This is a genomic window from Acidovorax sp. sif1233, from assembly GCF_019218755.1.
In the GTDB taxonomy this organism is placed as follows: domain Bacteria; phylum Pseudomonadota; class Gammaproteobacteria; order Burkholderiales; family Burkholderiaceae_C; genus Acidovorax.
This window is the reverse complement of sequence record NZ_JAHUWZ010000004.1, coordinates 486635-508613: the sequence shown is the minus strand read 5'-3', so window position 1 is coordinate 508613 and position 21979 is coordinate 486635. Positions and strand designations below refer to the sequence as shown.

Annotated in this window: 23 protein-coding genes and 1 riboswitch; of the genes, 17 read left to right on the top strand and 6 right to left on the bottom strand. The window is 68.3% G+C overall.

What is annotated here, in order from left to right; all coding sequences use genetic code 11:
- Position 1 precedes the first annotated feature (1 nt).
- Together KW843_RS16675 and KW843_RS16670 are read left to right on the top strand one after the other, a co-directional pair.
- Positions 2 to 502 carry a hypothetical protein gene (locus KW843_RS16675; protein WP_218296257.1) on the top strand — a complete coding sequence of 167 codons (501 nt, stop codon included), beginning with the start codon at positions 2 to 4 and terminating at the stop codon, positions 500 to 502.
- Between the two features lie 232 nt (positions 503 to 734).
- Positions 735 to 1091 carry a hypothetical protein gene (locus KW843_RS16670; RefSeq protein ID WP_218296256.1) on the top strand — a complete coding sequence of 119 codons (357 nt, stop codon included), beginning with the start codon at positions 735 to 737 and terminating at the stop codon, positions 1089 to 1091.
- Positions 1092 to 1125: 34 nt separating this feature from the next.
- On the opposite strand, the gene ctlX is transcribed toward KW843_RS16670, so the two are convergent.
- On the bottom strand, positions 1126 to 2109 hold the full coding sequence (gene ctlX / locus KW843_RS16665) for a citrulline utilization hydrolase CtlX (RefSeq protein WP_218296255.1): 984 nt from the start codon (positions 2107 to 2109) through the stop codon (positions 1126 to 1128).
- 122 nt (positions 2110 to 2231) lie between these two features.
- Here ctlX and KW843_RS16660 point away from each other — a divergent pair, with 122 nt between their 5' ends.
- The 3 genes from KW843_RS16660 (at position 2232) to KW843_RS16650 (ending at position 5650) form a co-directional block, all read left to right on the top strand.
- Complete coding sequence (locus KW843_RS16660) at positions 2232 to 2663, top strand: Lrp/AsnC family transcriptional regulator (RefSeq protein ID WP_218296254.1); 432 nt, start codon at positions 2232 to 2234, stop codon at positions 2661 to 2663.
- A gap of 221 nt (positions 2664 to 2884) precedes the next feature.
- Complete coding sequence (locus KW843_RS16655; RefSeq protein ID WP_218296253.1) at positions 2885 to 3847, top strand: tripartite tricarboxylate transporter substrate binding protein; 963 nt, start codon at positions 2885 to 2887, stop codon at positions 3845 to 3847.
- A 285-nt stretch (positions 3848 to 4132) separates the two neighbouring features.
- Positions 4133 to 5650 carry an NYN domain-containing protein gene (locus tag KW843_RS16650; RefSeq protein WP_218296252.1) on the top strand — a complete coding sequence of 506 codons (1518 nt, stop codon included), beginning with the start codon at positions 4133 to 4135 and terminating at the stop codon, positions 5648 to 5650.
- A 219-nt stretch (positions 5651 to 5869) separates the two neighbouring features.
- On the opposite strand, the gene KW843_RS16645 is transcribed toward KW843_RS16650, so the two are convergent.
- Entirely contained in the window at positions 5870 to 6727 is an 858-nt protein-coding gene (locus tag KW843_RS16645) for an HAD family hydrolase (RefSeq protein ID WP_218296251.1), read from the bottom strand.
- 78 nt (positions 6728 to 6805) lie between these two features.
- Here KW843_RS16645 and KW843_RS16640 point away from each other — a divergent pair, with 78 nt between their 5' ends.
- Positions 6806 to 7162: a hypothetical protein gene (locus KW843_RS16640; protein ID WP_218296250.1), complete on the top strand. Its 357-nt coding sequence runs from the start codon at positions 6806 to 6808 to the stop codon at positions 7160 to 7162.
- Between the two features lie 19 nt (positions 7163 to 7181).
- On the opposite strand, the gene KW843_RS16635 is transcribed toward KW843_RS16640, so the two are convergent.
- The 3 genes from KW843_RS16635 to KW843_RS16625 all read right to left on the bottom strand — a co-directional run bounded on the left by KW843_RS16635 (position 7182) and on the right by KW843_RS16625 (position 10485).
- Positions 7182 to 8810: a peptide chain release factor 3 gene (locus tag KW843_RS16635; protein WP_218296249.1), complete on the bottom strand. Its 1629-nt coding sequence runs from the start codon at positions 8808 to 8810 to the stop codon at positions 7182 to 7184.
- A gap of 146 nt (positions 8811 to 8956) precedes the next feature.
- A complete protein-coding gene (locus tag KW843_RS16630; RefSeq protein WP_218296248.1) occupies positions 8957 to 9739 on the bottom strand; it encodes an SDR family oxidoreductase in 783 nt (260 codons plus the stop codon).
- Positions 9740 to 9822: 83 nt separating this feature from the next.
- Positions 9823 to 10485, bottom strand: a complete 663-nt coding sequence (locus KW843_RS16625) for a TetR/AcrR family transcriptional regulator (RefSeq protein WP_218296247.1) — start codon at positions 10483 to 10485, stop codon at positions 9823 to 9825.
- Positions 10486 to 10563: 78 nt separating this feature from the next.
- Here KW843_RS16625 and KW843_RS16620 point away from each other — a divergent pair, with 78 nt between their 5' ends.
- From KW843_RS16620 to KW843_RS16600, 5 genes are all read left to right on the top strand, one after another.
- On the top strand, positions 10564 to 11661 hold the full coding sequence (locus KW843_RS16620; RefSeq protein ID WP_218296246.1) for a DUF2855 family protein: 1098 nt from the start codon (positions 10564 to 10566) through the stop codon (positions 11659 to 11661).
- A gap of 62 nt (positions 11662 to 11723) precedes the next feature.
- A riboswitch (S-adenosyl-L-homocysteine riboswitch) is annotated at positions 11724 to 11803 on the top strand.
- 74 nt (positions 11804 to 11877) lie between these two features.
- Positions 11878 to 13314 (top strand): adenosylhomocysteinase, encoded by a 1437-nt coding sequence (ahcY, locus tag KW843_RS16615; RefSeq protein WP_218296245.1) that lies wholly within the window; start codon positions 11878 to 11880, stop codon positions 13312 to 13314.
- 112 nt (positions 13315 to 13426) lie between these two features.
- Positions 13427 to 14425, top strand: coding sequence for a TlyA family RNA methyltransferase (locus tag KW843_RS16610; RefSeq protein WP_218296244.1), 999 nt, complete (start codon positions 13427 to 13429; stop codon positions 14423 to 14425).
- Positions 14422 to 15273 (top strand): methylenetetrahydrofolate reductase [NAD(P)H], encoded by an 852-nt coding sequence (gene metF, locus KW843_RS16605; protein ID WP_218296243.1) that lies wholly within the window; start codon positions 14422 to 14424, stop codon positions 15271 to 15273. Before KW843_RS16610 ends, metF begins: the two co-directional genes overlap by 4 nt.
- The gene (locus KW843_RS16600) at positions 15273 to 15866 is read left to right on the top strand and encodes a septal ring lytic transglycosylase RlpA family protein (protein ID WP_218296242.1); all 594 of its coding nucleotides are present in this window, start codon (positions 15273 to 15275) and stop codon (positions 15864 to 15866) included. The genes metF and KW843_RS16600 overlap by 1 nt, the downstream gene beginning before the upstream one ends.
- Positions 15867 to 15875: 9 nt before the next feature.
- Here KW843_RS16600 and KW843_RS16595 read toward each other — a convergent pair whose 3' ends face one another.
- The gene (locus KW843_RS16595; protein WP_218296241.1) at positions 15876 to 16763 is read right to left on the bottom strand and encodes a 23S rRNA (adenine(2030)-N(6))-methyltransferase RlmJ; all 888 of its coding nucleotides are present in this window, start codon (positions 16761 to 16763) and stop codon (positions 15876 to 15878) included.
- 306 nt (positions 16764 to 17069) lie between these two features.
- Between KW843_RS16595 and KW843_RS16590 the strand changes: the two genes are divergently transcribed.
- The 6 genes from KW843_RS16590 to erpA all read left to right on the top strand — a co-directional run bounded on the left by KW843_RS16590 (position 17070) and on the right by erpA (position 21943).
- Entirely contained in the window at positions 17070 to 19028 is a 1959-nt protein-coding gene (locus KW843_RS16590) for a serine/threonine-protein kinase (RefSeq protein WP_218296240.1), read from the top strand.
- A 194-nt stretch (positions 19029 to 19222) separates the two neighbouring features.
- Positions 19223 to 19654 (top strand): 50S ribosomal protein L13, encoded by a 432-nt coding sequence (gene rplM, locus KW843_RS16585; RefSeq protein WP_008907237.1) that lies wholly within the window; start codon positions 19223 to 19225, stop codon positions 19652 to 19654.
- A gap of 11 nt (positions 19655 to 19665) precedes the next feature.
- On the top strand, positions 19666 to 20058 hold the full coding sequence (gene rpsI / locus KW843_RS16580; protein ID WP_005798582.1) for a 30S ribosomal protein S9: 393 nt from the start codon (positions 19666 to 19668) through the stop codon (positions 20056 to 20058).
- Positions 20059 to 20223: 165 nt separating this feature from the next.
- Positions 20224 to 20934, top strand: a complete 711-nt coding sequence (locus KW843_RS16575; protein WP_218296239.1) for a DUF6776 family protein — start codon at positions 20224 to 20226, stop codon at positions 20932 to 20934.
- 184 nt (positions 20935 to 21118) lie between these two features.
- Positions 21119 to 21517 (top strand): polymer-forming cytoskeletal protein, encoded by a 399-nt coding sequence (locus KW843_RS16570; protein ID WP_218296238.1) that lies wholly within the window; start codon positions 21119 to 21121, stop codon positions 21515 to 21517.
- 60 nt (positions 21518 to 21577) lie between these two features.
- Complete coding sequence (gene erpA, locus KW843_RS16565) at positions 21578 to 21943, top strand: iron-sulfur cluster insertion protein ErpA (protein WP_008907234.1); 366 nt, start codon at positions 21578 to 21580, stop codon at positions 21941 to 21943.
- Positions 21944 to 21979 lie beyond the last annotated feature (36 nt).

The following is a 21979-nucleotide window of genomic DNA, read 5'->3' as shown; positions in this document are numbered from 1 at the left end:
CATGAAATCACTGCTCAAGACCTGCGCTGCCCTTGCAGCCACCTCCGTTCTGCTGGTCGCCTGCGGCGGCGGCAATGACGACGATCCGACGCCCAGCAATGAGCCCGGCGTGCTCACCGTGAGCAGCGCCACCCTGGACGGCCTCAACGGCGTGTATGGCAACGGCACGCTGAACCTCACGGACGTGGACAAGGAAAACCCTGTCGGTTCCGTGCCCGAGCTGTGCGCCTTCCGCTTCGACGGTGCCAACAAGGTGGGATCGTCGGCCACGGCCTTTGGCGACATCCGCTACCGCCCCGACGCCACCGGCCTGCACCAGGTGTTCCTGACCTTCGATGGCAAGGAATACGCGAGCGGCGAGCCCACCGACACGGCCGTGGTGCGCGAGAGCAACCAGGTGCGCTTCACCGGCAAGACGCTCACCGCCACCGACGGCTCCAACGCCACGCTGCGGGTTTCGGGCATCGTCCCCATGCGCCCGAACCGCCCGCTGGGATGCTGATGCGCCCTTGCTGATTTCGGGGCAGCTCGCTCCCCCTTGTTTGTCTCCCTCTCCCGGTCCTCTCGACCGGTTCAGCCCCCGTGGCCCCGGCCGCGCGGGGCTTTTTTGCGTGCATGCCCCTGCGGCCGGCCTGCGGGCGCGCCACGCGCCCATGCGTGCATGGCGCCACAATGCAGGCCTGAGCGCTGCGGCCCGAGGCCGCTGCGCGCGGTCCATTCGATCCGCTTTCTCCATGCCCGCACAATCCCCTGGTCCGCACGCCGTGGTGTGGCTGCACACCCAGGCACCGCCCAAGCCCCCGGAAGGCGCGCCCTGCAATGGCTGCGGGCTGTGCTGCCTGGCGGAGCCCTGCCCGCTGGGCATGCTGGTGTCGCGGCGCCGCACGGGGCCGTGCACGGCCCTGCGCTGGAGCGATGCCGACCAGCGCTACTGGTGCGGCATGGTGGCCGACCCCGGCGGCGTGACCGGCCTGGCCCACCCCTGGGCCGTGCGCGCGCTGTCGGCGCTGGCGCGGCGCTGGATCGCCTCGGGCGTGGGGTGCGATGCGCGGCTGCACACGCAGGCGTTGCCGCCGCCTTCCCGGGATTGAGTTTGCTATTGAATATATAGCGCGCCGCGCTTGTTCATCCGGCGCTGGTGGCCATTTCGATGTGAATGCCCGTGGGTGCGGGGGCATGGCGCCGCGCCAGATGGATGCCCGCCAGCATGCAGCGCACCGAGCCCCCGGCCAGTTCGATGGTGGGCACGGCCAGCGGCAGCAGGCGGGCGCTGCGCTCGATCACGGCCTTTTGCGCGGGCGCCAGGCTGGCCGCCGCGCGCGACGACAGGGCCAGCACGCGGCCCTGGGCGCCCGTGAGTTCCAGCGCGTTGCCTGCGAAGTCGGCGATCTGCGCCGCGCTCAGTTCGATCACCTCGCGCCCGGTTTCGCGCAGGCGCTCGCGCACGGCCTCGCGCCGCGCCGGGTCGGTGATCATGTGGAACCCGCCCAGCGCGAAATCGGTGCCCACGCAGAGCATCACGTTGGTGTGGTAGCAGGGCTGGCCCCGCGCGTCGGCGGTGGCGAACACCATGGGCTCGTAGTTGAAGTGGGTGCAAAAGCGCTCCAGGGCCACGGGGTCGGCGCGGTTCGACTGCGCGGTGTAGGCGACCCGGGAGATGTGGTCGAGCACCATGGCGCCCGTGCCTTCGAGGAACATGCCGTCGGCCTCGAGGCCCGAGTAGTCGATCACGTCCTGCACGCGGTACTCGGCCTTGAGCAGGTCCAGCACGTCGCTGCGGCGCTCGCGCCGGCGGCTCGCGGCGTACATCGGGTACACGGCCACGTGCCCGCCCGCGTGGGTGGAGAACCAGTTGTTGGGAAACACGGCGTCCGGCGCGTGGCGCTCGCCCCGGTCCTCGAACAGGTGCACGCGCACGCCCGCGGCTTCGAGCCGCGCGGCGGCCTGCGTGACTTCGGCATGGGCTTGGAGCGCCGTCTCTGCCGCGGTGGCGTTCCACGGCCGGGTTTGGAAGGCGTTGTCGTGCGCGGTTTCCGGGTTGGGGTGAAAGTGGTGCGGGCGCACCATCACGACGGCGCGGGGGGCCTGGGCGGAAGCAGGTGTGGGCATGGCGGTGGATGGGTGCAAGGAAGGGGGTGGGAGAATTTTGCTGGCAGCCCACGCCAACCAATAGCCTTAGAACTGGTCAAAATGCTGCAAAATCTGCCACTCTGATAGCAATGAGGCCCACTATGAACAGGCTGGACGACACCGACCGGGAAATCCTCAGCATCCTGCGCGCCGACGCGCGCACCCCCGTGGCCACCCTCGCGCAGAAGCTGCGCGTATCGCGCGGCACGGTGCAGAACCGGCTGCACAAGATGGAGGAGGGCGGCGTGATCGTGGGCTACACCGTGCGCCTGCGGCCGGATTCCGAACCGCAGCGCATCCGCGCGTGGATGAGCATCGCGGTGGAGGGCAACGCCGCGCCCGAGGTGATCCGCGCGCTGCGCGGCGAGCCCATGGTGGGCACGCTGCACACCACCAACGGCCGCTGGGACATCGTGGCCGAGGTGCGCGCCGAGAGCCTGGAGGCGTTCGACGCGGCGCTGGGCCGCATCCGCCTCACGCCCGGCATCGCCAACACCGAGACCAGCATCCTGCTGTCCACCTACAAGGCTTGAACCCCGGGGTTGGCGGACAGCCCATTCCGGCCCATGCTCGCCCCACCGGCGCGGCGCGGGCGAGCGGCGGCGGCCGCCGCCCCTGGCGGTGGCACCGAGGCGCGAAACGCGGCCCAGGGGTGCCGCGTTGGCGACAGCGGCTAGGGGGTTTCCGCATGCCCTGGCCGCCGTGGCTGCAGTCCAATGAAGGGGTCTTCGTTTTGCCTTTTCAGGAGCCCGCCATGCAACGCCGCCAGATCATCCAATGGGGAGCCGCCAGCCTCGCCGCCCCCGCATTCCTGGCTCAGGCCCAGAGCTTTCCCAACAAGCCCATCAAGCTCGTGATCGCCTTCCCGGCGGGCGGCCCCACCGACATCACCATGCGCTCCCTGGCCGACAACGCCAGCAAGATCCTGGGCCAGCCCGTGATCGTGGAGAACAAGCCGGGCGCCGGCGGCACGCTGCCCGCGCAGGCGCTGCAATCGGCCGCTGCCGATGGCTACACGGTGGCGCAGATCCCGCTCGGGGTGTTCCGCCTGCCCTACACCACCAAGATCAACTGGGACCCGGTCAAGGACATCAGCTACGTGCTGAACGTCACGGGCTATGCGTTCGGCCTGGTGGTACCCGCCGACTCGCCGCTCAAGACCTGGACGCACTTCGTCGCCTGGGCCAAGGCCAACCCCGGCAAGCTCAGCTACGGATCCACCGGCACCATGACCAGCCCGCACCTGACCATGGAGCTCATCGCGCAGCAGCTGGGCATCGAGCTGCTGCACGTGCCCTACAAGGGCAGCGCCGACCTCATGCAGTCCATCCTGGGCGGGCAGATCATGGCGGCGGCCGACTCCACCGGCTTTGCGCCGCAGGTCGAGGCCGGCAAGCTGCGCGTGCTCAACACCTGGGGCGCCGAGCGCCTGGCCAAGTTCCCCGATGCGCCCACGCTCAAGGAGCTGGGGCTGAACCTGGTGCAGAACTCGCCCTTTGGCATCGGCGCGCCCAAGGGCACGCCCGATGCGGTGGTCAAGCGCCTGCACGACGCGTTCAAGCAGGCCATGGAGCAGGAAAGCTACCGCACGGCCCTGGCCCGCTACGACATGGTGCCCATGTACATGAGCACGGCGGCGTACAAGAAATTCGCGCAGGACACCTTCACGCGCGAGAAGGCGCTGGTCGAAAAGCTGGGCCTGGCAAAGCCGAGTTGAAGTGAGCTCCCCCTGAGCGGCTGCGCCGCTTCCCCCTCTCTCGCTGCGCTGGCGGGAGGGGGACGCCCCCAGCGCACGGAAGTGAAGCGCCGCAAGCGGCTTGGCGGCCCTTGCGCGGGGGCACTGGCCTGGGACGCGCCAGTTACGACGTTTCGCTGGCAAACTTTTGTCACTGAAGGTCCGCGCTCAAGCTATTCATCGGTACCGCGACGTGGCCTCTGGAGGGGCGTATGACGTTCCGTGTGATGATCCGTCCCAACATTGAACGGAACACCGCGAGCATTTATGGCATCCCCCTCCGACAGCATCAGCATGGCCCTGTTTTGCGACTTTGAAAACGTCGCCCTGGGCGTGCGCGATGCGCAGTACGAAAAGTTCGACATCAAGCCCGTGCTGGAGCGCCTGCTCCTCAAGGGCTCCATCGTGGTCAAGAAGGCCTATTGCGACTGGGAGCGCTACAAGGGCTTCAAGGCGACCATGCACGAGGCGAATTTCGAGCTGATCGAGATCCCCCATGTGCGCCAGTCGGGCAAGAACTCGGCCGACATCCGCCTGGTGGTGGACGCGCTGGACCTGTGCTACACCAAGTCGCACGTCAACACCTTCGTCATCATCAGCGGCGACTCGGACTTTTCGCCGCTGGTGTCCAAGCTGCGCGAGAACAACAAGCAGGTCATCGGCGTGGGCGTGAAGCAGTCCACGTCCGACCTGCTGATCGCCAACTGCGACGAATTCATCTTCTACGACGACCTCGTGCGCGAGAAGCAGCGCGCGCTGGCCCGGCGCCAGCCCCCCGGCGCGGCACCCGCACCGCGCCGGTCCCCCGAGGAAGAGCGCCATCGCAAGGAAAGCCAGGAGGTGCGCCGCGCCCAGGGCGTCGAGCTGGCGGTGGAGACCTTCGAGGCCCTGACCTCCGAGCGTGGCGACAGCGGCAAGATCTGGGCCTCGGTGCTCAAGGAAGCCATCAAGCGCCGCAAGCCCGATTTCAGCGAGGGCTACTACGGCTTTCGCACCTTTGGCAACCTGCTCGAAGAAGCGCAGGCGCGGGGGCTGCTGGAGTTCGGGCGCGACGAGAAATCGGGCGCGTATGTGTTCCGTGGCCACGGTTCCGCGGCCACGGGGGCCGAGCCCGTGGGCCGAGCCGACGCGCCCGCCGAGCGGCAGGGCGGGGCGGGGTACTTCCGCCATGATTTCCATGCGGTCGCGTCGGTGCCGGAGGCATCCGCTGGCGGCAGCGAGGGCGGTGGGCGTGGCGGTCGTTCGCGCGGGCGCCGGGGCGATGCCGCTGCGCGCGCCGGGGCGATGCCGCCGGATGCGCGCCAGGACCTGCCGGCAGAAACCCGTGCCGAGCCGCCGGCTTCCGGCGCGCGCGACGATGCGCTGCCGGAGCGCCCGGTGGGCAGCTACTTTCGCCAGCAGCTGCCGGCGCCCGTGACGGCCCAGGCGCAATCCGGCCATGAGACGGCGCAGGAGGGCGAGGACCTCGCGGACGAGGAGCCCGTGCGCGTGCACGTGCAGGCGCCCGTGGCGGCGCCGGCGGCGGAAGGGACCGCGAGCGATGCGCTGCCCGATGCCCCTGTGCCGGCACCCGCGCCCCGCAGCCGCCGCCCGGCATCCACCCCGCGCAAGAGCAGCGGCGGGCGCAAGGCCGGCGCGGCGGGCGCCGCAGCGCAGGCCGATGCCGGGGCCCCGGCCGCGCCATCGTCCAAGGCGGCGGCCCCTGCGGCCGCGCCCGCCAAGGCAGCGGCAACCCGCGCGCGCAAACCGCGCGGGGCGGGCAAGCCGCCCCAGCCCGCCGAATAGGCCTGCGACGCTTGCCAAGCCTGCCAAAGTTGCCACGGAGCCGCCTGGCCGTGCAGCAGCGCATGCCGACGCGGCAAGGCGCCCGGGCGCCTTGCGGCGCGGCCTTCGGTACATGTCCTGGCGCGCCGCCTGCCCGCGCACCCGCGTGGGGTCGGGCGGTTAATTTGCTATAAAATATATAGCTATTGGCGCTTGCCTATCAAGTGCCAGGGGGTGTTTTCATTCAAACCCAGGGGTGGCTCGCTGGGCGCTCGGCGCCTGGCCGCGCCCGTGGCCCGACAGGATGGCCCGCGCCACCTCGGCAAACCCCGCGCCGCGTTCGCTCTTTGTCACATAGCGTGGCAGGTGCCGCAGCTGCGGCACAAAGCGCGCGATGTTGGCCACGCCCACGCTGTGGGTGAAGTGTTCGAACATCGCCTGGTCGTTGCCCGAATCGCCCACGAACACCCAGCGGTCCAGCTCCTGCGCCAGGTCCCGGCCCCACAGCGCGCGCACGATCCAGTTCGCGCCCTGCCACTTGTTGAAATCACCGAAGCAGCCGTGGATGTGGATGCTGCTCACCGTGGTCTGCATGCCCACGCGCTGCAGCACGGCCAGCACCCGCTGCACGGTGTCGGGCGTATGCCGGGCGAACTCGGCGTAGTCGAACGCGATGTCCGTCTCGCGCCCCGCGCTGTCGCTGCTCAAGTCCACGCCGGGCACTTCGGCCGCCACCAGGGCCGCGATCTCGCGCATGCGCGCCTGGTTGGCGCTGCGCGTGGCGGCGTCCTGCTGGTAGCGCTTGGCCAGCGGCTGCCCGGAGCCCGGGCCCCGCGCAAACGCCACGGCACCGTTCTCCGCCACCATCGCATCCACGGGCCAGGCCGCGCCCGCGCCTGCGGTCATGAAGGGCTCGCACCAGCCGATCGGCCGGCCGGTGATGGGGATGACCACGAGGCCCGCCGCCTTCAGGTCGGCCAGCGCCTGCAGCGCGTCGGGCGTGATGGCGCCCTCGGTGGTCAGGGTGTCGTCGATGTCGGTGAAAACGCCCACCAGGTCGCGGCGGGCCTCCGGGGGCCAAAGGTTCAGGGCTTGCATGCGGTATGTCGTTATGCTGCGGCTCTTGCGCAAGAGAGCGCCATTGTCCGGGAGATAGTTGTCGTGCAGCGTGGGGCCTTGATCTTCTTCTTCATGTGGGCGGGGTGCTGCGCTGCGGCCCCCGCCATGGCGCGGGCGCACGGCGATTCAGCGGCCGTCTGCCAGCGCGCGGCCGGCAAGCTCGATGGCCTGGTCCCGGAGTGGCGCGACCTCGTCGTGGAGTTCAAGGCCGAAGCCAGGAACCCGTCCGTGCTGGCCCTGGCCGAAGAGCACCGCCAGGGCCGCCTGAAGGCCGGCTTCCTGCACCACTGCCAGCGCGAGTGGGGCACCCACCAGACCACCTTCGTGTGCTTCAGCGGGTCGGTCACGGCGCTGGGGCTGGCGCTGTGCTTGCAGAAGGACACCAATCCCCATGGGTGGGAGTACCGGCCCTGAGGCCGCCCCGCAACGCCGCTCAGCCCGCCTTCTGCAGGGCCAGGCCCGCATGCTCGCGCAGCGGGTGGAAGTGGATCTTGGGAAACCGCTCCTGCGCCAGGCGCACGTCATAGGGGCTGGTGCACAGGTAGGCCAGCGTATCGGCCGCGTCGTGCGCCAGGCGCAGCGGGTAGGCGTCCGTGAAGGCGCGCAGGTCGGCCGCGTTGTCGGCCGTGATCCAGCGGGCGCCCGTGTACTGGCAGCCTTCCAGGCGCACGTCGGCGTCGTACTCGGCCTTCAGGCGGTGCTGCACCACCTCGAACTGCAGCTGGCCCACGGCGCCCAGCAGCATGTTGCCGCCGGCGTCGGGCTTGAAGACCTGGATCGCGCCTTCCTCGCCCAGCTGGGCCAGGCCCTGCTGCAGCTGCTTGGTGCGCAGGGGGTTCTTGAGCACCACGGTCATGAACATCTCGGGCGCGAAGAACGGCAGGCCGGTGAACTGCAGGTTGGCGCCGTCGGTGATGGTGTCCCCGAGCTGCACGCCGCCGTGGGTGGTGAAGCCGATGATGTCGCCCGCGTAGGCTTCTTCCACCGCCTCGCGGCGCTGGCTCATGAAGGTCACCACGCTGGTGGGGCGCAGTTCCTTGGCGGTGCGCTGCACCTTGAGCTTCATGCCCGGCATGTACTTGCCCGAGGCCACCCGCACGAAGGCGATGCGGTCGCGGTGGTTGGCGTCCATGTTGGCCTGCACCTTGAAGACCACGCCGGCGAAGCCCTCGTCCTCGGGCTGGATGGTCTTGACCACGGGCTGCTTGTTGACCTCGAGCGTGCTCACGCGCGGGCCGGGCGGCGGGGCCATGTCCACCAGGGCGTCGAGCACTTCCATCACCCCGAAGTTGTTCACCCCCGAGCCGAAGAACACGGGCGTGAGCTTGCCGGCCAGGAAGGCCTCGTGGTCCCAGGCGGGCGATGCGCCCACGGCCAGTTCCATGCTCTCCAGCGCCGCATCGAACTCGGCGCCGAAGCGCGCACGCAGCGTGGCCTCGTCGGACAGCGGGATGGCCTCGAAGTCCTGCGGGCGGCGCTCGCTGCCGGACTCGAACACCGTCATCGTCTGGGTGCGCAGGTTGATGATGCCGCCGAAGGCCTTGCCCTGGCCCACGGGCCAGGTCATGGGGCAGCAGGGCATGCCCAGTTCGCGCTCGACCTCGTCCATGATGTCCAGCGGGTCGCGCACCTCGCGGTCCATCTTGTTCACGAAGGTGATGATGGGCGTGTCGCGCTGGCGGCAAACCTCGATCAGGCGGCGTGTCTGCGCTTCCACGCCGTTGGCCGCGTCGATCACCATCAGCGCCGAATCGACGGCGGTGAGCACGCGGTAGGTGTCTTCCGAGAAGTCCTTGTGGCCGGGCGTGTCGAGCAGGTTGATCACGTGTTCGCGGTACAGCATCTGCATCACCGACGAGGCCACCGAGATGCCGCGCTGCTTTTCGATCTCCATCCAGTCCGAGGTGGCATGGCGGCTGGCCTTGCGGCCCTTGACGGCACCGGCGATCTGGATCGCGCCCGAGAACAGCAGCAGCTTTTCCGTCAGCGTCGTCTTACCGGCGTCGGGGTGGGAAATGATGGCAAAGGTGCGGCGGCGCCGGGTTTCTGAGGCGTAGGACACAGGGGGGTTCCAGAAGAGGGGCAGGGCGCGCTGCGGCAGGACTCTGCGGCAGTCGGCGCGGCAGGCGCAGCGGCGCCCGGAAGCGGCGATTTTACCGGCGCCCGCTGCGAACCCTCTTCCGGCCGTTCTTCAACGCCCGTTTCCGTTCAGCTGGCCTGTGCCTGCGCCTGGGCGTGCCGGGCATACATCTTCTGCATGCCGCCCAGCCAGCGCTCGTAGTCCTGCCCCTTGTTGCGGAAATACTGAGCCACTTCGGGGTGGGGCAGCACCAGGAAGCGCCCGTCCTGCATGGCGGCCAGCACGTCGCCCGCCACCTGTTCGGGCGGCAGGATGCCGTCGTGCGAGGCCGAACCGCCATCGCCCGTCACCATGGCGGTCTGCACCGACTGCGGGCACAGGCAGGCCACACCCACGCCCCGGCGGCCGTAGGCGATGCGCAGCCACTCGGCGAAGGCCACGGCGGCATGCTTGGTGACGGCGTAGGGGGCGGACTCGACGATGGTCAGCAGCCCCGCCGCCGAGGCCGTGACGAGGAAGAAGCCCTCGCCGCGCTCCACCATCTCGGGCACCACGGCGCGTGCGGCCCACACGTGGGCCATGCCGTGGATGTTCCACATGGCGTCCCACAGTGGGTCCTCGAGTTCGATGCCGCCCGGGCGGCCCAGGATGCCGGCGTTGGAGATGTAGGCATCGACCCGGCCGTAGCGCTCGCGCGTGGTGGCCACCAGCGCCTGGATGTCGGCCTCCTTGGACACATCGCAGCGCACGGCCAGGCCACCGATCTCGTCGGCCACGGCCTGTGCGGGCGCGAGGTGCAGGTCGGCCACGACCACGGCGCGGGCGCCTTCCTGCGCAAAACGCCGCGCGATGCTGCGGCCGATGCCGCTGGCGCCGCCGGTGACGATGATGACCTTGTCCTTGGGGTCCATGCAGTGCTCCGTTGGTGTTTTTTGGTGAGGGCGCCAGTGTCGGGCGGCCCGCGGGGCAAGGCAGCCGCGCAGGTGACAGGGCTTCAGCCCGGCGCGCTGGCGGCCTGCACGATGGCGGCGCAGCACAGTTGCTCCACACCGTCGGCCCACTGCCGCATGGCGGCGGGATCGAGCTGCAGCAGCAGCGCATAGCGCCGCCCACCCCAGGCCGAGAGGTGCAACGCCTGCAGCAGTGCTTGCCCGGGCGGGCGGGGCAGGTCGGTGCAGGCGGCAATCACCCGGCCCCAGGCGGCGGCCAGCTCTTCGTGCACGCGGCGGTGGTGCCGGGGCTCGGCCATCTGCGCCTCCAGCGCCAGCATGTCGGGGTGGAAGGGCGGCAGCCCGGGCGCATCCACGCCGCCCACCAGGCGCACGAGATGGTGGATGCGCTGCGTCCATGGCAGGCCCTCGGGCTGCACGGCCTCGCGGTCGATGGCGGCGAGCAGGGCCTCGACGCAGTGGCGCACATAGCCCGACAGCAGCGCTGTCTTGTTGGGGAAATAGTCGTACAGCGTGCCGACGGAAATGCCGGTTTCCAGCGCCACGTTGCGCGTGGTGAGCTTGTCCCAGCCGTCGCGTTGCCAAATCCGAACAAAGGCGTCGTAGATGGCCTGCACCGTGAAGCGCGCCCGGGCCTGGCGGGGGCGCTTGAGCGGCCTGGGGGCCGCGCTGGAGCTGGCGGCAAGGGTCTTGCGCGGCGGGTTCACCGGTTTCCGAACCCACGCGGCGGCAGGGCGCCATACAGTGCCCTGAGTGTTTTTTCACCCTTGAAACGGAGACTTCCCATGACGCTGCTCACCCGCCTGTTGACCGACAGGAATGCATTGAATCACACCCGCACCGAGGAGCTCCCCCTTGCTCCACTGCAGCCCGGCGAGGCCCTGCTGCGCGTGGACCGCGTGGCGGTGACCACGAACAACATCACCTACGCCGCCTTTGGCGACGCGATGAAGTACTGGGACTTTTTCCCCACGGGCGAAGCGGGCTGGGGCCACATGCCCGTGTGGGGCTTTGCCGACGTGGTGGCCTCCGGCGTGCAGGGCGTGGCCGTGGGCGAGCGCTTCTACGGCTACTGGCCCATTGCGAGCCATGTGCGCATGGCGCCCGTGCGCGTGACGGCCCGGGGCTTCTACGACGGCGCGGAGCACCGCCAGTCGCTCACCTCGGCCTACAACCAGTACACGCGCACCAGCGCCGACCCGGCATACCGGGCGGGCGATGAAAACTACCAGATGCTGGTGCGGCCGCTGTTCATCACCTCGTTCATGCTGGCGGACTTCCTGCAGGACAACGGATTTTTCGGCGCGCGGCGGCTGCTGTTCTCCAGCGCATCGAGCAAGACGGCCTACGGCACCGCGTTCTGCCTGGAGGGGCCCGGGCAGATCGAGCGCGTGGGGCTCACCGCGCCGCGCAACAGTGCCTTCGTGCAGGGCCTGGGCTGCTACCAGCGCACGGTGGCGTATGGCGAGCTGGAGGCCCTGGATGCCGGTGTGCCCACGCTGTATGTCGATTTCTCGGGCGACGAGGATCTGCGCTCGCGCGTGCACCACCACCTGGGCGATGCCCTGGTGTACGACTGCTATGCGGGGTCGGCGCAGAACACGCACTTCCTACGCGACACGGCCCTGCCGGGGCCCGCGCCCGTGTTCTATTTCGCGCCGGTGCAGATCAGGAAGCGCAATGCGGACTGGGGCCCCGAGCTGGTCAACCAGAAGTTCAATGCCGCCCAGCGCGCGTTCATCGACCGCGTCGGCAGCGCGCACCAGCCCTGGATGCGGGTGCGCGAACACCAGGGTTTCGCGGCGGCGCAGGCCCTGGTCGAGGACCTGCATGCGGGCCGCATCGATCCGCAGGAAGGCCACGTGGTCGTGCTGGCGCCGTAGCGCGGCCCAAGGCATCGAGGCGGGGCGCTCCCTCGCCTCCCGCACTTGCTTTTATAATCCGCCGATCCGAGGAGCGTTGCAGCGTCCCCAGCACTGGCGGGGCGTGAGGCTCGGAGTCATCTAGCAACGACGCTCATCCACTTCTCGTGTGGTGAGCCTTCCGTCTCATCCCCGCGCTGAATGTGGTCTTTCAAACATGCTTTGGAGCACACCATCATGAACGCACGCGTCAACGCCCCGGTCGTCAACACCGACTGCATCATTGCCGACATCGGCCTGGCCGCCTGGGGCCGTAAAGAGATCCGCATCGCCGAAACGGAGATGCCCGGCCTGATGGCCATCCGCGAGGAATTCGCCGCCAAGCAGGCGCTCAAGGGCGCCCGCATCACCGGCAGCCTGCACATGACGATCCAGACCGCCGTGCTGATCGAGACGCTGCAGGCCCTGGGTGCCGAGGTGCGCTGGGCTTCGTGCAACATCTTCTCCACGCAGGACCACGCCGCCGCCGCGATTGCCGCCAGCGGCACGCCCGTGTTCGCCGTGAAGGGCGAGACCCTGGCCGAATACTGGGACTACACCCACCGCATTTTTGACTTCGGCCCCGCCGGCAGCGAAGGCGAAGGCCCCAACCTGATCCTGGACGACGGCGGCGACGCCACGCTGCTGATGCACCTGGGCAAGCGCGCCGAAAAGGACGCATCGCTGATCGCCAACCCCACCAGCGAAGAAGAAACCTGCCTGTTCGCCTCCATCAAGGCCAAGCTGGCCGTGGACCCGACCTGGTACAGCCGCAAGAGCGCGCAGATCATCGGCGTGACCGAAGAGACCACGACCGGCGTGCACCGCTTGAAGGAAATGTCGGCCAAGGGCTCGCTGATGTTCCGCGCGATCAACGTGAACGACTCGGTGACCAAGAGCAAGTTCGACAACCTGTACGGCTGCCGCGAGTCGCTGGTGGACGGCATCAAGCGCGCCACCGACGTGATGATCGCCGGCAAGGTGGCCTGCGTGGCCGGCTACGGCGACGTGGGCAAGGGCTCTGCCCAGGCCCTGCGCGCCCTGAGCGCCCAGGTCTGGGTGACCGAGATCGACCCCATCAACGCCCTGCAGGCCGCGATGGAAGGCTACAAGGTCGTGACGATGGAATACGCCGCCGACAAGGCCGACATCTTCGTGACCACCACCGGCAACAAGGACGTGATCACCCACGACCACATGAAGGCCATGAAGGACCAGGCCATCGTCTGCAACATCGGCCACTTCGACAACGAGATCCAGGTCGCGACGCTCGAGCAGTACGAGTGGGAAGAGATCAAGCCCCAGGTGGACCACGTGATCTTCCCGGACGGCAAGCGCATCATCCTGCTGGCCAAGGGCCGCCTGGTGAACCTGGGCTGCGGCACGGGCCACCCGAGCTTCGTGATGTCGTCGAGCTTCGCCAACCAGACCATCGCCCAGATCGAGCTGTTCACCCACAGCGACTACTACGAGAACGGCAAGGTCTACGTGCTGCCCAAGCACCTCGACGAGAAGGTGGCGCGCCTGCACCTCAAGAAGGTGGGCGCGATGCTCACGGAACTTTCCGACGAGCAGGCCGCCTACATCGGTGTGCCCAAGCAAGGCCCGTACAAGCCCGACACGTACCGCTACTGATCGTGCGGGTGGCTGTTGCTGCTCCTTTTTTGGGAGCGGCCAGCGCTTGTGATAAAGCGGTAGAAGCCATTTTGGCTATGAAATCCATCGTCGATTGACGAGAGAGTGACGCATGCGCGCAGATGTTTTTTTGGTGGAGTCCGGCCATGCGGCCACGCGTTCGCAGGCACAGCGACTGATTGCTGCAGGCGTCGAGTGGCGCCTGTCGCCGCTCGCGCCCTGGCAGAAGGTGGCCAAGAACGGCGATGACATCCCGTCCGTGGCCGAGGTGAAGCTGCTGGACGATGCCGAGGCCAAGTACATCTCGCGCGGCGGGCTCAAGCTGGAAGGCGCCTTGGGGGCCACGGGCCTGCCCGTGGCCGGGCTGCGCTGCCTGGATGTGGGGCAGAGCACCGGCGGGTTCACCGATTGCCTGTTGCAGCAGGGCGCGGCGCAGGTCGTCGGCGTGGACGTGGGCCACGGCCAGCTGCACGAGCGGCTGCGCAGCGATCTGCGGGTGGTTTGCGTCGAGGGCGTGAATGCGCGCTCGCTGACCGCCGAGGCGCTGCAGCAGGCGTGCGAGGACGCGCTCTCCGAAGCCGTCGATGTGGACGAGGACAACGAGACCCAGCCCGAGGCGCCCTACAGCTGGATGCGCAACGGCGGGCTGGTGGACGACGCCTACGATGACAGCGGCGACGCCAAGGACCAGGACATCGAAGCCTTCAAGTCCGAGCGCGCGCAGCGTGCCGAGGCGCGCGCGCTGGGCACGCTGCCCGTCCAGCGCCGGCGCCGCGCCGAATGCGCGGGCGTGGACACGACCCCGTTGTTCGACGTGGTGGTGGGCGACCTGTCCTTCATTTCGCTGACCCTGGTGCTGCCTGCCATCGCCGCATTTCTGCGGCCCGACGGCCACCTGCTCATGCTGGTCAAGCCGCAGTTCGAGCTGCAGCCCGGCCAGGTGGGCAAGGGCGGCATCGTGCGCGACGAGGCGCTGTACGCCGTGGTGGAAAAGCGCATCCGTGACTGCTGCGCCGAACTGGGCCTGGCGGTGCACGCCTGGCTGGACAGCCCGATCCAGGGCGGCGACGGCAACCGTGAATTTTTTGTTTATGCGAGGAGGGCCACATGATTGCTGCCAATGCCCAGGGCATCGGTTTCCCGGTGAGCTTCGAGTTTTTCCCGCCCAAGACGCCGGAGGGGGCCGACAAGCTGCGCACCGCGCGCCAGCAGCTGTATGCGCTGCACCCTGATTTCTGTTCGGTGACCTACGGCGCGGGCGGTTCCACGCAGGAGGGCACGTTTGGCACGGTGCGCGAAATCCTGGCCGAGGGGGTCGGCGCAGCCTCGCACTTCTCGTGCATTGGCGCCACGCGCCAGTCCGTGCGCGAGCAGCTTGCCATGCTCAAGGACATGGGCGTCAAGCGCCTGGTCGCGCTGCGCGGCGATCTGCCCAGCGGCTATGGCGCGGGCGGGGAGTTCCACTACGCCAGCGACCTGGTGGCCTTTATCCGTGCGGAGACCGGCCGGGACTTCCATATCGAGGTGGCGGCCTACCCCGAGGTCCACCCCCAGGCCAAGTCGCCCGAGGCGGACCTCAAGGCGTACATCGCCAAGGTGCAGGCCGGAGCGGACTCGGCGATCACCCAGTATTTCTACAACAGCGATGCGTACTTCCGCTTCGTGGAAGACACGCAGCGCCTGGGCGCCGATGTGCCCGTGGTGCCCGGCATCATGCCCATCGGCAGCTCCACCCAGCTGATGCGCTTCTCGGACGCCTGCGGCGCCGAGATTCCCCGCTGGATACGCCTGCGCCTGCAGTCTTTCGGCGACGACACGGCGAGCATCAAGGCCTTTGGCCTGGATGTGGTGACCGACCTGTGCGACCGGTTGCGCAGTGCCGGCGTGCCGGCCCTGCACTTCTACACGATGAACCAGAGTGCCGCGACGCTGGAGATCTGTCGCCGGCTGGGGATCTGATGCGCCAGCCGCGCGGCGATGCCGCGCTGACGGGCCCGGTGGAGGGCCGCCGGGCCGCCCTGTGGTGGAAGGTGCTCGGGGTGGTCTGCTGCGGTGTTTCGGTGTGGGGCTGCTCGTCCTGGGGGCGCGCGCAAGGGCTGTCCGCCGAGGCCGACGCACTGGCCCCGCACCTGCTGAGCGTGCCGGGCGAGGCCATGCTGATCGACCCGCCGTCGCGCCCCGGTGGGCGGGAGGATGGCACCGAAAGCCCGCAGGCCCCGCAGCTGCGCCTGCCCGCCGACGAGGTGGGCCTGGCCTCCTGGTACGGCGCGAAGTTCCACAAGCGCCGCACGGCCAGCGGAGAGCCCTTCGACATGAAGGCGCTCACCGCGGCGCATCCCACCTTGCCGTTCGGCTCGCGCGTGTGCGTGCGCAGCCAGGCCACGGGCCGTTCGGTCGTGGTCCGCATCAACGACCGGGGCCCGCACACGGGCAACCGCGTGATCGACCTGAGCCGGGGGGCCGCCGAGGTGCTGGGGATGGTGGGCCTGGGGCTCAAGCCCGTGGAGCTTTTTGCGCTGGACGAGGGCGAGCGGGACTGCCCCGCCCCCTGACCGCCGCCGTCAGCCGCCGGATTCGAGCGTGTGCGTGGCGTGCTTGTCTTGCGCCAGCAATTCCACCATCTGCGGCAGCGCGGTCTTCAGCGCCGCCTTCAGGGTGAAGGGCGGGTTGATCAGGAACATGCCGCTGGCCGGCAGGCCGGGGCGCTTGACGTCGCCCGCGGCGTTTTCAGTGAGCTTGCTGTTCTTGACCGTGAGCGTGGCATGCAGCCAGCCCTTGCCGGCCTTGGTGGCCAGCGTCTTGAGGCGGCGCGGCAGGTCGTGGGCTTCCGGGCGCGGGATGATGGGGTACCAGAACGCATAGGTGCCGGTGGCAAAACGCTTGAGCGAGTCGGCGGCCATGTCGAGCACCTTGGCGTAGTCGCTCTTGATTTCATAGCTGGGGTCGCAGAGCACAAGCGCGCGGCGGGCGGGCGGGGGCAGGAATTTCTTGATCCCCTCAAACCCGTCTTCGTGCAGGACGGCCACCTGGCGGCCTGCCTCCAGCTGGGCCACGTTGCCCGCCAGCGCCCGCAGGTCCGTGGGATGCAGCTCGAAGAGCTTGAGCTTGTCGTGGCCGCGCAGCAGGCGCTGGGCGATGAACGGGGAGCCCGGGTACACGCGCAGCGCACTGCCCTGGTTGAAGGCGCGGACCATGTCCACATAGGCCTGCAGGGCGGGCGTGAGGGCGGGCGCGGTGGGTGCAAAAAGCCGGACGATGCCGTCCGCTGCCTCGCCGCTGGTGCTGGCATAGTCGCCATCGAGCCGGTACAGTCCCGCGCCCGCGTGGGTGTCCAGCACGGTCAGTGCCGCGTCTTTCTCGGTAAGGTGTTGCAAGGCGGCGATCAAGACCGTGTGCTTGAGCACATCGGCATGGTTGCCTGCGTGGAAGGCGTGGCGATAACTGAACATGGCCCTATGGTAACGAGTGCGCCCCCGGCGCAGCGCAGTCGATGGGGCCATGGCCCGGCGGCAGGCCCCGGGCGCGCGGTCATGATCCGATGCGAATTTGTCATGGGCCCGGGCGCTGCCTGTCCCCATGGCGCGGCACAATCGGCGCTTGTCTGACCAGGGTGTGTAACTTTTTTGGCAGACCGGAAGCCTTTTGTTTCTGTCATGCATGCTGGCATGCTTCATGATTGCGATGAAAACGGCCTTGGCACCCGTTCGCTCACAATCCCCCGCCGAAGCCCGCATTCACGCCCCATTCTCTTCACCATGATCGCAAGTTCCAGCCAAGCCTCTGCCAGTGGTGTCAGCCATGTGGATGCGCTGCCCCCCGGCACCCGCCTCGCGGAATTCGAGATCCTGGCGCTCCTTGGCGTGGGCGGGTTCGGCATGGTCTACAAGGCCTTCGACCATTCTCTGCACCGGGCGGTGGCGATCAAGGAGTACATGCCTTCGGCGCTGGCGGGCCGTGCGCAGGGCCAGTCGCTGTGGGTGCGGTCGTCGTCCGACCAGCAGACCTTCCATGCCGGGCTGGCGTCTTTCGTGGGAGAGGCGCGCCTGCTGGCCCAGTTCGACCATCCCTCGCTCGTGAAGGTGTTCCGCTTCTGGGAGGCCAACAACACCGCGTACATGGTCATGCCGCTGTACACCGGCATGACGTTCAAGCAGGCCCGCGCCCAGATGCGCACCCCGCCCCCCGAGATCTGGCTGCGCAAGGTGCTGTGGTCGGTGCTCGGCGCCCTGCGGGTGCTGCACGACGGGAAAACCCTGCACCGGGACATTTCGCCTGACAACATCTTCCTGCAGGACAGTGGCCCTCCGGTGCTGCTGGACCTGGGCGCCGCCCGGCATGCGATCAATGACCAGGACCGCAAGCACACAGCCGTGCTCAAGGTGAACTACGCACCCATCGAGCAGTATTCCGACGGCGACGAGGAACTGCGCCAGGGCCCCTGGAGCGACCTGTACTCCCTGGCCGCCGTGGTGCATGGCTGCCTGTGCAACGACACGCCGCTGCCCGCGACCCTGCGTTCCATCCGTGATCGCATGGTGTCGTTCTCCCGGGTGGCAAGAACCGTCAAGCGCCAGTTCGGCGTGGAATATTCCGCGCCCTTCGTGGCGGCGATCGCGCAATCCCTGGCGCTCAAGCCCGAGGACCGGCCGCAGAGCATCGATGCGTTCCTGCAGCTCATGGAGATGACGTCCGCGCCGGAAGGAAGCGAACATTTCGATTTCCGTGCCGATCTGGGCGACATCTGGGTCGAGCCCGCCGACCAGCCCGGCCCGGGCCTGCTCACGCCCACGGTGGATGTGACGTCCGCGGCCAGCAGCGTGGTGGAGATACCGCCCCAGGCGCCGCGCGCCGTGGCGCAGGCGCCCGCCCGCGATGCGCGCGAGGACGACCCCTCCGGGGAGGAGGCCGCGGCCGGCGGCGACACCGTGATGCTCGGGGGGCCGGACACGGTGGCCGCCGAGGCTGGAGACACGGTCTTCATCGACGCCGGGGATACCGTCGTGGCCGACGACTCCCGCTATGACGACCCTGCGGCCGGCCACCGGCACGGGGCCGCCGCGCGGCATGCGCACGATCACCGGCCGCGGCCGATGGAGCGTGAGGTTCCCCGTGCCGCAAGCAAGACGGCCAGAACGGCGCGGCGCTCCCCCGTGGTGGTCTGGCTGGGCGTGGCCGTTTTTGCCGTGGTGGCCTCGGCGGCAGGACTGCGCTGGGCCCAGAGCAGCAAGGCGCCGCACGACGACATCATCACCGAGATGGCAGAGCGGCCGGCTGCCACGCCGCCCGCCCTGGTGGAGACCGCGCTGGCCGACATGGCTGCGAGCGCGCCGGCTGCGGTGGCTTCCCTTGACGGCGCGGCGGGCGCTGCGGTGGCTGCATCCCTGCCTGCGCCTGCCTTTGTTCCGGCCTCCGCGCCGCGCACGCCGCCCCGGACCGCGAAGCGCGCGGCGCCCGAGCCCGCACCCGTGCAGGCCGTGGTGCACGAGGAACCCCCGCCACCGCCGCCCCCGGTCGTGGCCGAGCCCAAGCCTCGCCCGCTGCCGCCGCGCGTGCCCAGTCCGCAGGAGGCCTGTGCCGACGCCAATTTTCTGGCGCGGCCCATGTGCATCCACCAGGAATGCCAGAAGCCGTCGCAGGCGGGGCAGGCCGTGTGCGTGGAAAACCGCCGCCGCTACGAGGCCGAGGAGCAGCGCCGCCGCCAGACCCCCAACTGAGGGTGGCCGCCGGGGCCTGGAGCACTGTGCGCACGGGCGGCTTGCGCCCCTGGCACGCAAATTCGTATAATCGAGGGCTTCGCAGCGCTTTGTGGTCCCGCGGCGGAGACATTTTCGCCACCTAAGAGGCTTCCTTCAGAGAAGCACCGACCGTGGAAAAGGACCCGCCAAACCCTCTTCATAAGAGAAAACTCATGACTACTACTTTCAGCGCCAAGCCCGCTGAGGTTGTGCACGAGTGGTTTGTGATTGACGCGACCGACAAGGTCCTCGGACGAGTAGCCAGCGAAGTTGCTCTCCGTTTGCGCGGCAAACACAAGGCCATTTACACGCCTCACGTCGATACCGGTGACTTCATCGTCATCATCAACGCCGCCCAGCTCAAGGTCACCGGCACCAAGTCCCTGGACAAGGTGTACTACCGCCACTCGGGTTACCCCGGCGGCATCACGGCCACGAACTTCCGCGACATGCAAGCCAAGCACCCCGGCCGCGCGCTGGAAAAGGCCGTCAAGGGCATGCTGCCCAAGGGCCCCCTTGGCTACGCGATGATCAAGAAACTCAAGGTGTACGGTGGTGCTGAGCATCCCCACACCGCCCAGCAGCCCAAAGTGCTGGAAATCTAAGGAGCCTTGAGATGATTGGTGAATGGAACAATGGCACCGGCCGTCGCAAGTCCAGCGTCGCCCGCGTGTTTCTGAAAAAAGGCTCCGGCAAGATCACGGTGAACGGCAAGGACATCCAGTCCTACTTCGGCCGCGAAACCTCGATCATGATTGCCAAGCAACCCCTGGCGTTGACCAACCATGTCGAAACCTTCGACATCCAGATCAACGTCCACGGCGGTGGTGAATCCGGCCAGGCCGGCGCTGCCCGCCACGGCATCACCCGCGCCCTGATCGATTACGACGCATCCCTCAAGCCCGTCCTGAGCCAAGCCGGCTTCGTGACGCGCGATGCACGTGAAGTCGAACGTAAGAAGGTCGGCCTGCACTCCGCACGCCGCGCCAAGCAGTTCTCCAAGCGTTAAGCTGGCTGTGCACTGCCGGACACCCGCCCCTGGGCGGATGTCCAACCCCTGCAAAGCGCTCCGTCCTGGATTGCTTTACAGAGCAAAAACCGCCTCCGGGCGGTTTTTTCGTTTAAGGTGCGCTCTTTTCTCCCGGGCCTCCCCGATGACTCCCCTGTTTTCACCATGCGCCTTCGCCTTCTGCGCCGCCGGCTGACGATCAGCGCCCCCCGGGTAGCCATCCGCAGCGCCTTGCCCTGGCCCCTGCGCTGGCTGGCCTTGGCGGTGGTTTTCGGGTTCTGCGCGGCCGTGGCGCTGTGGGCCTTCGAGTTCGGCAAGTCGATCGCGGGCCTGGACTCCGTTTCCCGGGACGAATTGCTCCAGCTGCGCGCGGAGGTGGCCCGCCTGCGCGGCGTGGGCCAGGAGCAGCAGACGGTGGCCCATACGGCCGAGAGCCTGCTCGTGACCGAGCGGGCCGCCAAGGAAAGCCTGATGGCGCAGGTGCGACAGCTCGAGGCGGACAATCGGACGCTGCGCGAGGACCTGGGGTTTTTCGAGAAGCTGATTCCCGCGGCAAAGACCGAAGGGCTCGCGATTCGCAGCCTGCAGGCCGAAGTGCTGGGAGGGATGCAGCTGCGCTGGCAGGTCCTGGTGATCCAGGCCGCGCGCAATGCGCCCGAGTTCAATGGCCGGCTGGAACTGGTGCTGGCAGGCACCCAGGACGGCAAGCCCTGGACGCAGACCCAGCCGGCCCAGGGGCAGCCCCTGCAGGTCAAGCAGTACCGGCGCATCGAGGGGGTCCTCGATCTGCCGCCCAGCGCCGTGGTAAAAACCGTGACCGCCCGCGTGCTGGAAGGCACGACAGTGCGCGCCGTGCAGGCCATGGCCATCGACTAGTAGGAGCACCCGCAAGGCGCCCGCGATGGCCCCGGCCAGGCTGTCGTCGTCGAGAGAGGCCCCCGCCGCAAGCGCCGGGCCCGCGCAGAGGCCGCGCCGGTACGCCGTGGGCCTGGCGGCATCCGTTGTTTCCCATCCGCACGCTCCTTTCGGCCGGAGCGTGTCCTTTCAGGAGTTCTCACCCATGTTTTCCCGCAAAAAGCAGCCACCGATCAAAAGCCTGGTCGCCCAGGGCACCCGGATCGAGGGGGATGTGCACTTCGCAGAAGGGATGCGCATCGATGGCGAGGTGGTGGGGGACATCCGCGCGGGATCGGAGCAGTCCAGCATTCTGGTGATTTCCGAGACGGCCCGGGTGGAGGGTGCGGTGCACGCCGACCATGTGATCGTCAACGGGCAGGTGGTGGGTCCCGTGCATGCCGCAGAATTGCTGGAACTGCAGCCCAAGGCCAAGATCACAGGCAATGTGCACTACAAGGCGCTGGAGATGCACCAGGGCGCCGTGATCGCCGGGCAGATGTGCCCTGTGGCCGTGCTGGTGGAGGAAAAGCCCCCACTGAAGTTAGCGTCAAACAGCCAGTGAACTGAATTCCCGAGCGGTCTGCAGTACTATTCACCGCAAACATTGAACCCGGAGTACCCCATGAGCGCTGTTGCCGAAAACATCCAGACCGAAATGCCCGCCCCCATTCTGTTCACGGACAGCGCGGCGGCCAAGGTGGCGGACCTGATCGCCGAAGAGGGCAATCCTGACCTGAAACTGCGCGTTTTCGTGCAGGGTGGCGGTTGCTCGGGGTTCCAGTATGGCTTCACCTTCGATGAAATCACCAACGAAGACGACACCACCATGACCAAGAATGGCGTGTCGCTGCTGATCGATGCCATGAGCTACCAGTACCTGGTCGGCGCCGAGATCGACTACAAGGAAGACCTGCAGGGCGCCCAGTTCGTCATCAAGAACCCCAACGCCACCACCACCTGCGGCTGCGGCTCCAGCTTCTCCGCCTGAGGGTGGGCCTCTGCGCCGCGCCAGCGGCACGGAATG